This window comes from Novosphingobium hassiacum, from assembly GCF_014196055.1.
In the GTDB taxonomy this organism is placed as follows: domain Bacteria; phylum Pseudomonadota; class Alphaproteobacteria; order Sphingomonadales; family Sphingomonadaceae; genus Novosphingobium; species Novosphingobium hassiacum.
In genome coordinates this window covers 483,413-495,425 of record NZ_JACICY010000003.1, presented here as the reverse complement: position 1 = coordinate 495,425, position 12,013 = coordinate 483,413, and the positions used below count along the sequence as shown (strand labels likewise).

General features: G+C 59.4%; 8 protein-coding genes and 1 pseudogene. 6 read left to right on the top strand and 3 right to left on the bottom strand.

Translation table 11 applies throughout. The features are described 5' to 3' along the window. The 6 genes and pseudogenes from sucC to GGQ88_RS09460 form a co-directional block, all read left to right on the top strand. A pseudogene (gene sucC / locus GGQ88_RS09480) lies at window positions 1-207 on the top strand (succinate--CoA ligase subunit beta); the annotation flags it as partial. 1 nt (window position 208) lies between these two features. Then, window positions 209-1,093 carry a succinate--CoA ligase subunit alpha gene (gene sucD, locus GGQ88_RS09475; RefSeq protein ID WP_183612893.1) on the top strand — a complete coding sequence of 295 codons (885 nt, stop codon included), beginning with the start codon at window positions 209-211 and terminating at the stop codon, window positions 1,091-1,093. A gap of 61 nt (window positions 1,094-1,154) precedes the next feature. Then, window positions 1,155-1,940 (top strand): hydroxyacylglutathione hydrolase, encoded by a 786-nt coding sequence (gloB, locus tag GGQ88_RS09470; RefSeq protein ID WP_221214583.1) that lies wholly within the window; start codon window positions 1,155-1,157, stop codon window positions 1,938-1,940. 98 nt (window positions 1,941-2,038) lie between these two features. Further along, complete coding sequence (locus GGQ88_RS09465) at window positions 2,039-3,214, top strand: epoxide hydrolase family protein (protein ID WP_246385712.1); 1,176 nt, start codon at window positions 2,039-2,041, stop codon at window positions 3,212-3,214. A 102-nt stretch (window positions 3,215-3,316) separates the two neighbouring features. Beyond that, complete coding sequence (locus GGQ88_RS21540) at window positions 3,317-3,445, top strand: hypothetical protein (RefSeq protein WP_281372436.1); 129 nt, start codon at window positions 3,317-3,319, stop codon at window positions 3,443-3,445. Window positions 3,446-5,510: 2,065 nt separating this feature from the next. Next, a complete protein-coding gene (locus GGQ88_RS09460; RefSeq protein ID WP_183612892.1) occupies window positions 5,511-8,471 on the top strand; it encodes a TonB-dependent receptor domain-containing protein in 2,961 nt (986 codons plus the stop codon). A 189-nt stretch (window positions 8,472-8,660) separates the two neighbouring features. Here the strand turns inward: GGQ88_RS09460 and GGQ88_RS09455 are convergent, their stop codons facing one another. The 3 genes from GGQ88_RS09455 to GGQ88_RS09445 all read right to left on the bottom strand — a co-directional run bounded on the left by GGQ88_RS09455 (window position 8,661) and on the right by GGQ88_RS09445 (window position 11,987). Then, window positions 8,661-9,713: an NAD(P)H-dependent flavin oxidoreductase gene (locus GGQ88_RS09455; RefSeq protein WP_183612891.1), complete on the bottom strand. Its 1,053-nt coding sequence runs from the start codon at window positions 9,711-9,713 to the stop codon at window positions 8,661-8,663. A 508-nt stretch (window positions 9,714-10,221) separates the two neighbouring features. Further along, window positions 10,222-11,553, bottom strand: a complete 1,332-nt coding sequence (locus tag GGQ88_RS09450; protein WP_183612890.1) for a PQQ-dependent sugar dehydrogenase — start codon at window positions 11,551-11,553, stop codon at window positions 10,222-10,224. After that, on the bottom strand, window positions 11,550-11,987 hold the full coding sequence (locus GGQ88_RS09445) for a DUF2231 domain-containing protein (protein WP_183612889.1): 438 nt from the start codon (window positions 11,985-11,987) through the stop codon (window positions 11,550-11,552). Before GGQ88_RS09445 ends, GGQ88_RS09450 begins: the two co-directional genes overlap by 4 nt. Between the last annotated feature and the right edge of the window lie 26 nt (window positions 11,988-12,013).

Genomic DNA, 12,013 nt, shown 5'->3' with positions numbered 1-12,013 from the left:
ATCATGAAGTGCGACATCATCGCTGAGGGCATCGTCGCCGCAGCCAAGGAAGTGAACCTGCAGGTTCCCCTCGTCGTCCGCCTCGAAGGCACCAATGTCCAGCAGGGCAAGGACATCCTGGCCAACTCCGGCCTGCCGATCGTCGCCGCCAACGACCTGGGCGATGCCGCCAAGAAGATCGTTTCAGAAGTCAGAAAGGTAGCCTGAAATGTCCATTCTCATCGACAAGAATACCAAGGTCATCACGCAGGGCATGACCGGCGCGACCGGCACGTTCCATACCGAACAGGCGCTGGCATACGGCACGCAGATGGTCGGCGGCGTGACCCCCGGCAAGGGCGGCACGACGCATATCGGCCTGCCCAACTTCAACACCGTGCACGAAGCCAAGGCTGCGACCGGCGCGACCGCATCGTGCATCTACGTTCCGCCGCCGTTCGCCGCCGACTCGATCCTTGAGGCGATCGACGCCGAGATGGAACTGATCGTGGCGATCACCGAGGGTATTCCGGTGCTCGACATGGTCAAGGTCAAGCGCGCGCTGGTCGGCTCCAAGAGCCGTCTGATCGGTCCGAACTGCCCCGGCGTACTGACGCCGAACCAGTGCAAGATCGGCATCATGCCGGGTTCGATCTTCAAGGAAGGCACCGTGGGCGTGGTCTCGCGCTCCGGCACGCTGACTTATGAAGCGGTGTTCCAGACGACCAACATCGGCCTTGGCCAGACGACGGCTGTCGGCATCGGTGGTGACCCGGTCAACGGCACCAACTTCATCGACATCCTCGAGCTGTTCCTGGCTGATGACGCGACCAAGTCGATCATCATGATCGGCGAAATCGGTGGCGACGCCGAAGAGCAGGCTGCGCAGTTCCTGATCGACGAAGCCAAGCGCGGGCGCAAGAAGCCGATGGCGGGCTTTATCGCAGGCCGCACCGCGCCTCCGGGCCGCCGCATGGGCCACGCCGGCGCGATCGTTTCGGGCGGCAAGGGCGACGCGGACAGCAAGATCGCGGCGATGGAAGCCGCCGGCATCAAGGTCTCGTCCTCGCCTTCGCTGCTGGGCGAAACGCTGGCCGAAGTGCTCAAGGGTTGAGCTTTCAAGGGTTCCTGAGAGATTCACGCGCGCGTCTCCTGTCAACCAGAGGACTGTGACATTGAAAACGGCATTTCAAAGTCAGGGCGGCATTCAGATCCACCAGTTTGAATGTCTGAGCGACAACTACGGGTTCCTGGCTCGCGATGAGGCAAGTGGCGAGGTTGTTTGCATCGATACGCCGGATGCGGACGCCTGCCTTGGCGAGGCACGGCGTCTGGGGTGGACCATAACCCAAGTCTGGAACACACACTGGCACCCCGACCATGCAGGAGGCAACTACGCTATCAAGGCGGCGACAGATTGCAGAATTTATGCGCCCCTGCTTGAATTAGATCGGATCGAATGCGTTGATTACCCCGTCTCAGCAGGCAGCCCGCTCTTGGTGGGAGACAATCTGGTCGATATCATTGATGTCGGGGGTCACACCTTGGGGCACCTTGCATTTCATATTCCGGCAGCGAAAGCAGTCTTCGTCGGAGATGCGCTGTTTCCACTCGGCTGTGGCCGGATGTTCGAAGGTGATCCGGACCAATTCTGGGCAAGTCTCAAGCGTTTGCGCCAACTACCCCCTGAATCGCTGATGTATAGCTCACACGAATACACGTTATCGAATGCGCTTTTTGCCATACACGTCGACCCTGACAATGCCGAACTGTGCCGTTACGTGCATGATGTGCAGACATTGCGTGAACGTGGATCGTGGACCGTTCCAGCGGTGCTATGTCGCGAACTTGTCTGCAATCCTTTCTTGAGAGCCGACGATCCGATAATCTCTGCGCATTGGGGGGCAGGCAATGATGTTGCTGCGTTCGCCGCTCTGCGCAAGGCAAAGGATATCTTCTGAATTCGGTGTGGTGTCTCTGTGCTAAGTTTCATAGCAGCTCACGCTTTCTACCAATCGGCACGAACTGATAATAGTGCGCTTTGGTCGTCGTGTAGTAATTGAGCGCACAATGTCCCAAAAAAATGGAGAGAGAAACGTTGATAAGGCCGTTCAATCTGTCTATTGCGGATGAAGATCTCGAAGTGCTGCGATATCGGCTATCCCAGACACGCTGGCCCGAAAAAGAAACCGTCGAGGACTGGTCGCAAGGCGTTCCACTCGACCGAGCCAAGGCATTGTGTTCCTATTGGCATGCCTCATATGACTGGCGTCGTTGTGAGCGCGTGCTCAATGGCGTTGGGCAGTTCAAAACCGAAATCGACGGGCTGGACATTCACTTCCTGCATATAAAATCGCCCGAAGCGAATGCTCTGCCCTTGCTACTGACTCATGGTTGGCCGGGCTCGATCATTGAATTCTTGAATGTGATCGGGCCGCTGACCAATCCTTGCGCATATGAAGGTCAAGCTCAAGACGCCTTCGATCTGGTGATCCCTTCAATTCCTGGCTACGGGTTTTCAGACAAACCAAGCGATCAGAATTGGGGTGTGCGCCATATTGCCGAGGCTTGGATCAAGTTGATGCGACGATTAGGTTATGCCCGTTTCGTGGCGCAAGGCGGCGATTGGGGGGCTGCGATTACCACCGAGTTGGCGATACAGCAGCCACCTGAATGCGTCGCCATTCACCTCAATATGCCAATTGCCTTTCCACCGCCACCCGACACGCCCGGCCTTACTCCGGCGGAACGTCAGGCGGCACAGGATCACGTAGACTTCGTGACGACTGGCACTGGCTATTCCTTGCTGCAAGGCACCTGTCCGCAAACAATCGGCTATGCGCTGACGGATTCGCCGATCGGGCAGGCCATGTGGATATATGAGAAATTGAAGGCTTGGGCTGATTGCCCCAATGCGCCAGAGACCAGTTTTGGCTGGGATACAGTGCTGGACAACATTATGCTGTACTGGCTTACGCAGACAGGTGCTTCATCCGCCCGGCTCTATTGGCGTAGCGCGGCAACCGCCTTCACAGATCAGCGCAAAGTCACCATGCCAACCGGCTGCAGCATTTTCCCGAAGGAAATTTTGCGGCCCTCGCGCAGAATGGTGGCGGAACGCTACACCAACCTTGTCTATTGGAATGAATTGCAAAACGGAGGGCATTTCGCAGCGATGGAGCAACCCGGGGTATTTAGCGAGGAAATGCGTCAATTCTTCCGGCCGTTTCGCTGAGTATGGTGTCCCGGGGAGTGGTGTTAGCTGCGGGTTGAGGTAGTCACCGTGATTTCAGGATAGGTTTGGGTTGCAAGACTCATGTCTGACGGAAGGAATTAAATGACCGACCCGATGATGCACCTAGGCTCGTTATGGGAACAGGGTCAGGATGCCGATTTTTTGCGTGACATGATCTCATTTGCCGCTGAACGGGCGGTAACGGCAGTGACCCAGGGGGCTTGTTTTTAGCGCATCCGGGGCAAAAAATGCCGGAAAATCCTCAATTCGCAGTTCCAGTCAGAATCCACCCGCTTACAACCGTTCGCGCGGATAACTATACGTGTATGAATTTTCACGCTTGGCGACCGGGATCAACGTGATACTTGGATCATGTTAGACCCAGATTGTCTCGGCGGACAAGATTGAGCAATTGGCTCAGCGCAACCGTCTTCAAAACGGCTTCGCGAAGCCTGACCGCACCGGAAAGGTATTTCAACCTTGACCATTCTTGCCTGATAGGCTGCGAAAGGTTTGGCCTTCACGCAGTCGTTTGTCCCGAGGCCGCCGCAAGATGTGTAACACTGCGGCCGTTCTAAAAGCTTGGCGCGCAGCTTTAGCCTTCAGGAGCGGAATTCGCTTCACTTTGTGGCCGGCGGCATGCTTGAACCACCAGCCGACATAGAGCTGGACGCTGTCCTGCCCCGAAGAACTCCCCTATGACATCCGATGTCGAAAAGCCCACAGATTGCAGAGTCGACCATCAAAGCAATCCCGTCGCACCGCCGGTGCGGCCCGCCGCAAAGATCCCATTTTGGAGGTATCAATGGGGGTATTCTGCGCCGTCATAGACAAGAAATTGTTGAAAAACAGCTAGGTGTGGGATGGAAAAGGATCCCTCCTCCTCTACCATCCCCTAGCGGAAAGCGCCACGGAGATACTGTTGGCCGGTTCCAGGTGGCTTCAACGGATCACTTAGTTATAAATCGTTTGAGCGGGCTGCACGCTGTCGATGCGCTAGGCCATCGGAGGTGATCGAGAATCAAGACGATGATCCGCAATTCGCTTATCATTCACGCGCAGAACCTTTTAAGAAAGAGGAAGAAAGCCTCGATCTGCCGCACCTTATATCCGACAGCCAGATCAGATTACACGTGGCAGTACCGCCTCGCGCCGCCGTTGAGATTTACTAACCAAGCATGCCGCAGGCACGTCGATAGTTTCGGGGCCAGACTATCACATACTTGATGTGGGGAAATGTGTGGGGAAAGTTTAAGCTGCTCATAGAAATAATGTTATAGATCAGCACAATAGCGGTGAACTGTGGATCCCACCCGCTCCGCCAAGTCCCCTACTTGAAGCCTCCATAGACGCCGGAAAACCCTGATATCGTGCGTTTTGCGCTGTATAGTGTTTTGATCTCAATTCTTCCATGCGCCTCCAGAGTAGGGTGAGGGCATCGATGCTCAGTGCCATGGCGGTCGGTAACGCCAAGGCAAGGTGAGTTTGCCCTCGTAGTGGCAGTTGAGGACCAGTGACCGCCGACAGACCAGTGGCCGGGATTGGTGACGACAGACCGCACGGCTGCTTCCGGCGATCCACCACAGAACGGGTGCCGCCACAAAGCCGATCAGGCACGTCGCAGCTACTCGCCGATCCGCGGCGCTTCGCTCTTGAAGGTGTCCCGAAATCCAACCCGATGCTCGCGATCTTGGTCAGTGCGACATCGAGATCTGAGATACGCGAAACCCGGACGAAGGACCAATAAGGCAATGCTTTCTCTTGCCAATGTTCGCACCGCCGGAGACGCTGCAAGGTACTTGCCGCGGACAATTTACACGGGCACACGCGGATCGGTCCGGCGAGTGATCGAGTGACATGCCGCTTCGGCTACTCCGCTCTCAGTTTGGCGGCCGTTATTGACCGGGGTTGCGGACTTTCAGGAACGGCAGGTTCCGGGCCACAGATTGGCTGAAGCCGACCATTGTTCATCGGCTCACATGTCGGCTCACCACCGTTCGGGGCTGCGGACGATCCCGAGAGTTTCGTCTGGAGAGCACAAGAGCGGTTAGCTGCCCTTTGGCTGACCGCACCAGTGAGTAGTCCGTTCTTTCTCTCGCCAACTTGGCGTCCTGCGGCGCTTAATCCAAGTCAGCCGTGCCACAGAAACCGTGCCTTATAGTGTGGCACGGAAACATCTTAATGAAACTTAATCTGACAAACGCGTCGCAACTCACCTCAGGGCGATTGACCTGTGAGGTGAGATTAAGGATTCTCTGCGCCAACGCAAAGAATGCGAACAGGTCAGGGACTTATTATGAAGATCAGATCCGTCACTCGTACCGCCATGCTGTTGTCGGCCAGCACGCTTGCAGTGGTGGCGCTTCCCGCATCTGCACAGGAGGCGCAGACGACCGAGCCGCAGACCGCCGAAACGAGCTCAGAGTCCGAAGCCGTGATCATTGTCACCGGCAGCCGCATCCAGCAGCGCAGCGATTATAACCTTGCTAACCCACTGGTGACTGTGACGCCCGAAGCGATCGAGCAGGCGGGCAACACCCAGCTCGTCGATACGCTCGCGCAGAACCCGGCGTTGATCAACTCGCTGACAGGCTCGCGCACGTCAGGCTCGAATGCCGATTTCGGCGCAGTTGGCGTGCAACTGCTCGATTTGCGCGGGCTGGGCGAGAACCGCACGCTGACACTGGTCAATGGTCGCCGTCATGTGTCGAGCCTTGCCGGCACTGCAGCCGTAGATATCAACACGATCCCGACGGACCTGATCGACGGCATCGATGTTCTGACTGGCGGTGCATCGGCCATCTATGGTGCCGATGGCGTGTCGGGCGTGGTCAACTTCAGGCTCAAGCGCAATTTCGAAGGGCTGATTGCGAGCGGGCAGATGGGCATTTCCAGCCGGGGCGATGCCGGGCAACGGCAGGGTTCGGTTACTGTTGGCCGCAATTTCTCCGACGGACGTGGTAATGTCGCGCTGTCATACGAATTCCTCGAAACTGACCGCGTTAGCGGAGACCGCCGCGATTATGTCGGCAATCCGCTGAAGAGCTTCGGCCTCGTTCGCGATCCGACGGATATTCCCGACAATCCTAACAAGCCCGACCGCGTACCGACCAATGACCTGCGTTATGCGGACAGTTCCATCGACGGTGCGATCGACTTAGATTTCGACGGTATTCCCGACTATACCGGGTCGGGAACAGTCTATCGCCGGGGCCGTCTGCTGCCTTCATCGGGTGGCCTGACGCAAGGCGGTGACTCCACACCGCTGGCTGGCTATCAGGGTGACCTCCAAGCCTACAACCGCGTTCACAACGTCAACCTGCTGGCGCATTACGATTTCAGCGATGCAGTTTCGGTGTTCTTCGAAGGCAAGTACGTCCGCAACAAGACGTCCACGCTGGCGCAGCCGTCGTTCGATTTCTTCACGTACCTGACGCCTGAGAATCCGTATCTGGAGCGGCGCTTCGCAGGCATCGCCGACACGTCGAATGGCGCGTTGATCTCGCGCGACAACTTCGATCTCGGCGTGCGCGGGGAAGACAACGACCGTGAGACGGTCCGCCTTGTCGGCGGTTTCGAAGGGCGGATTTCGGATCATGCCCGTTATGAGCTGTCCTACGTCTACGGTCAGACCAAGTCGAAGATCCTGCTGACAAACTACCGTATCGCCGATCGCTACTTTGCGGCGGTCGATGCGGTGACCGATCCGGGGACAGGCAACGTGGTTTGCCGCTCGAACCTTGACCCTTCGGCCAATATCGATCCTAACAACTATGACGCGCCACCGACCACATTCACGCCGGGGGCGAACAGCGGGTGTCTGCCGCTCAACCTGCTAGGCAACGGCGTGCGCAGCCAGGCCGCGCTCGACTGGGTCAATGCCGACATCCTGAACCGAGCGACGATCCGGCAGCATGTTGTTTCAGGTTCTATCTCGGGCGATTTTGGCCAGTTCTTCGAATTGCCGGGCGGGCCGGTGGGCTTTGCCATCGGCGGCGAATATCGCAAGGAATCCAGCGCGTTCCTGCCTGACCAACTGCTCCAGCAGGGCGCACTGGCGGACTTTTCGTTGCAACTGCCTGAACAGGGCTCGTTCGATGTGAAGGAGGCCTTTGCTGAACTGTCCGTGCCGGTGCTGCGCGATATGCCGTTTGCGCACAATCTTTCGTTCGGCGCGGCGGTCCGCCTGTCGGATTATTCGACGGTGGGCAAGACAACCACCTGGAAGATCGACGGCACTTATGCGCCGATTTCGGACATCACCTTCCGCGGAACTCTGTCCGAAGCGGTGCGTGCGCCGAACATCACCGAGCTGTTCGCGCCGCGCAATGGCGGGTTCTCGCTCATCAGCGATCCGTGCGATCCGATCAACATCAGTGAAGGGACTTCATCCCGCTCTGGCAACTGTACCGCGCAACTGACGGCAGCGGGATTGACCCCGGCGGAGATCGCTGCGTTCAATCCCGAGAACGATCCCCAGGCAACAGTCAGCCTCCCAGGTTTCTCGGGCGGTAATCGCAACCTGCGGGAGGAAACCGCACGCACATGGACGGCGGGCGTCGTGCTGCGTCCGAGTTTCATTCCCGGCCTGATCGCGTCGTTTGACTGGTACGACATCAAGCTCAAGAACGCGGTCAACACGCCGACTGCCCAGGAACTGGCCGAGCTTTGCGTCGACCAGCCGAGCATCGACAACGTATTCTGCGATAATGTCACGCGTGCACCGGGCACGGGCTACATCTCGAGCTATTTCGTCCAGCCGCAGAACGTGGCGAATTTTCGCACGGCTGGAGCGGACTTCAAGCTGAACTACACCTTCCGCACCGATAATGCGGGAACTTTCAGCCTCGGCGTCGCGGGCGGCTATCTCGACCGGCTCGAATTCATACCGACGCCGGGCGCAACGGTCGATGTTGACCGGCTGGAAGCCTATAACCCGAAGTGGAACGCGACCGGCGACATCACTTGGAAGATGGACGACCTGACGATCAACTACGGCATCAGCTGGTTCAGCAAGACCCGCCGCTACACGGTGGAAACGCTCGCTGCAAACCCGGACATCGCCGCACCTGAGTACCTGTGGTACAAGGAAAAATGGCAGCATGACGTCTATGTTGCATTCGACGTGAGCGACAAGTTCCGCTTCTACGTCGGCGGTAACAACATTTTCGACCAGCAGCCGGACATTGCGTCGAGCAACTATCCCATCAGTTATGTGGGACGTTATCTCTACGCCGGTGCCAAGATCACGATGTAATCGCTGTAAGGTTGGGAGAAGAGAAGGGCGGGCTCTCCGCATTGGAGGGTCGGCCCTTTCCCTTGGACGATTCTAGGGACGGCCCCCTTCGTCCGCGAGACTATGGGTGAAGCTCGGCTTCCGACGATCGCGCACGTCTTTGGAAATGACCGGAGTCGCGGCGGCCCTTGCCACGGTCTGCAGCATCTCTCAGTTCACGAGACGCAATTCTTCCGCCAGAAGCGCGACGAGCTCTGCAGCAGGCAGGGGGCGTGACAGCGGCGCGCCCTGTCCTGCCCATTGCGCGCCAAATCCGGTTTCGCCGGCCGCCTTCGCCGCGGCGATCAACGCCTTGCCCGCGTCGTAGGTCATCGGATAGCCGGGATGAGGCAGGCCGACACTCTCGCCCCATTGGGTGAAGCGGTTCGGCAAACCACGAGCAGGTCGTCCCGAAATGGCGGACGTCATGACCGTGCTCATGGCGGCAGGACCGGCCAGCGCCTCGCGGTATGCCGCATCGGCGCTGCTTTCTGGACAGGCGACAAAGGCTGTGCCCAACTGGGCAGCGATGGCGCCGAGATCGAGCGCGGCCCTGATGCCGTGGCCATCCATGATTCCGCCCGCCGCGATGACCGGCAGGCCACCGCGTTGCGCCAGCAATCGGGTAAGCGCCAATGTGCCAAGGCGAGTATCGAGAGCCTCGGGATCGAACACCCCGCGATGCCCACCCGCTTCCCAGCCCTGAGCAACGACCGCATCGATTCCTGCAGCCTTGGCGGCCCACGCCTCTTCGGGACTGGTAACGGTGGCCAGCAGCGCGCAGCCGGCGCCTTTAAGCGCTGCGATCCGACCGGCATCCGGTAAACCGAAGTGGAAGCTCACAACAGCGGGCGCGGTCTCCACAAGGAGCGCCAGCATCTCGTCGTCCTCAAGCAAGCCCTTATAGATCGGACGAAGTGCTGCCGGAGGCTGCGCACCATATTTGCGAAACAGCGGCTTCATTGCCGTAAGCCAAGCAGCCTCTCGCGCGGCATCCTGCGCCATTGGCTGATGGACAAATACGTTGACGTTGAACGGGCGATTGCTCAGGGTTCGCAGGTTGGCAATCATCTCCCGCGCACCGACGGCGTCTGTAGCAGCAACGCTGATCGAACCGAGCGCGCCAGCTTTACTGACGGCAGCGGCCAGTTCAGGAGTGGACACACCCGCCATTGGTGCCTGCACGACAGGTAGCGGTATCCCGAGTCTTTCTAGCAGCGACATCCATTCACCATAGCAAAAGGATCGAAAAGTGCGATGCATGTGACAGCGTGGCTGAAGCGGATGCGAAAGCCTGCGTGAACCAACGGCAGGTATCCACTGCGGACACCCAAGGCCGGAACGTCCGCTAGGCGGGTGGCATTTTCCGCGATTCGGATTGCCATCAAAGGGGCAACATCTGGCGAAAACCGGTAAGCACCGCTAGTGATCCGTCTGATCTAATGTCAAAAAGTCGCAATCCGCGCGCGCGCCCGTCACCGGCATACCTGCCGGGATTATAGGTTCACGCGGGTCATAGACGCAGAAATCGCAGACTTGGAACGCCGAATGATCGCAGCCGCGGAAGAGGGTTTCGAGGAGGCTTGCCGAACACGTGATCACATCAACCTGGGACGGGGCGGAGCGAAGCTGCCAAATCGGTGCCAGTGCAGATCGTTGCGTCGCTGGCACTGGCACTGGCAGGCGATAGAACGGCAGCAATGTGGCAAGAGGTGAATTCCGCTTTCCGGCGTCAGAGCACCGGGTTTTCGGGGTTGCTGGTGCGCGTGGGCTGGCCGGTTCTGGTGATCCGCCACACGGTGTTCGCGACGTCGTCAGCGACCAATAGTGCGCCGCGCGGAGCGTCGTAGAACACGCCGACCGGGCGGCCGCGGGCCTTGCCATCGGCGAGAAAGCCGGTGACGAAATCGACCGGCTTGCCCGCGGGGCGTCCACCTTTGAACGGCACGAAAACGACCTTGTAACCTGATCGGTCGCTGCGGTTCCAACTGCCATGCTCGCCCACGAAAGCACCTTCGGCGAACGCGCCGCCCATACCACCGTTGCTTGCAAAGGTGAGGCCGAGCGCGGCAACGTGGCTGCCGAGCGCGTAGTCGGGCTTGATCGCCTTGGCGACCATATCGGGCTTTTGCGGATGCACGCGCGGATCGACGGTTTGGCCATAGTAGCTATAGGGCCAGCCATAGAACCCGCCCTCGCGAACCGATGTGAGGTAATCGGGCACCAGTTCTGGGCCGAGTTCGTCACGCTCGTTGGCGACGGCCCAGAGTTGCCGCTGCCAAGGATCGAAAGCCAGCGCGGTGGGGTTGCGGATGCCCGAGGCAAAGACGCGGTTGGTGCCCGTCGCGGGATCGATCTCCCAGATGACGGCGCGATCTTCCTCTGCATCCATCCCGCGTTCGCCGATGTTGCTGTTCGATCCGATGCCGACATAGAGCTTGGAGCCGTCGGCACTGGCGGCCAGCGACTTCGTCCAGTGATGATTGATGACTGCGGGAAGCGCGGTAACCTTCTGGCCCGGGGCAGCGATGTTGGTCGCGCCGTCTGCATAAGGGAAGCGCAGCAGATCGCCTTGGTTGGCAACGTAAATCGCGCCGTTGACGAAGGCGAGGCCATAGGGGGCGTCCAGTCCCGAGATGAACGTCGTCTGCAGATCGGTCTGGCCGTCGCCATTCGCGTCGCGAAGGAGGGTGATCCGGTCGCCGCCTGTCACCGGGCTCTTGCCCTGCGCCTTGATCAGGCCCGCGATCAGGTCCTTCGGGCGCAGCGTGGGCGCGTGGCCGCCCGATCCTTCAGCCACCAATATGTCGCCATTGGGCAGGACGAGCATCTGGCGCGGGATCTTGAGGTCCTTGGCGATGGCCGTGATGGTGTAGCCTGCGGGTACTGTGGGCAGGTCATTGCCCCACGCTTCCGGAGGAGCAATGGCGATCGCAGGCAGCAGCGCGCTGGCCTGCTCGGGGAGCGTTGGCGACTGACCCGTCTGGTCGACGCCCTTCGAACTCGGCGAACAGGCTGCGACGAAGGCCAGGCACGGTAGCGCGGCGATGGTCAGGCGCTTCATGGGCGAACCTCCCGGACGATGGTTCTGGAATGGACGAGGAACGCTGCGACGATCGCCAGGATTGTGCAGGCAATCGACAGGATCAAACCCGTCGTGCCGACCGAAGCCCACCCGTCCTTGGAATGCTGCAGGGCGTTGATGATGCCAAGCACGAACATGACCGCAACGACGATCAGGGTCGCCTTGCCGCGCCCGCGCGCATGGCGCGCGCGGCCGAACAGGAGCGAGGCAATCGTCCATGCCAGGAGCAGACCTGCGAAAAGGTCGGCCCCGGCGATCAACCACTGCGAAAAGTTGGTCCATTGGACCACGGACGTCTGCAGGTAGGTGATGTCGCTGATCAGCGCGGAAGGGTAGAGCGCCACCGGGAACGCCAGGAGGATGGCGTGCAACGGGCTTGCGGGGGCTGCGGCGTGAACGCCGGATTCTGGCATGGTCGGGCTCCGGCATTTGACCTGTG

Bases quoted from the DNA above. Each gene is read 5' to 3' on its own strand.
- sucD (WP_183612893.1), top strand. From the start codon at position 209: ATGTCCATTCTCATCGACAAGAATACCAAGGTCATCACGCAGGGCATG.
- GGQ88_RS21540 (WP_281372436.1), top strand. From the start codon at position 3,317: ATGACCGACCCGATGATGCACCTAGGCTCGTTATGGGAACAGGGTCAG.
- GGQ88_RS09460 (WP_183612892.1), top strand. From the start codon at position 5,511: ATGAAGATCAGATCCGTCACTCGTACCGCCATGCTGTTGTCGGCCAGC.
- GGQ88_RS09455 (WP_183612891.1), bottom strand. From the start codon at position 9,713: ATGTCGCTGCTAGAAAGACTCGGGATACCGCTACCTGTCGTGCAGGCA.
- GGQ88_RS09450 (WP_183612890.1), bottom strand. From the start codon at position 11,553: ATGAAGCGCCTGACCATCGCCGCGCTACCGTGCCTGGCCTTCGTCGCA.
- GGQ88_RS09445 (WP_183612889.1), bottom strand. From the start codon at position 11,987: ATGCCAGAATCCGGCGTTCACGCCGCAGCCCCCGCAAGCCCGTTGCAC.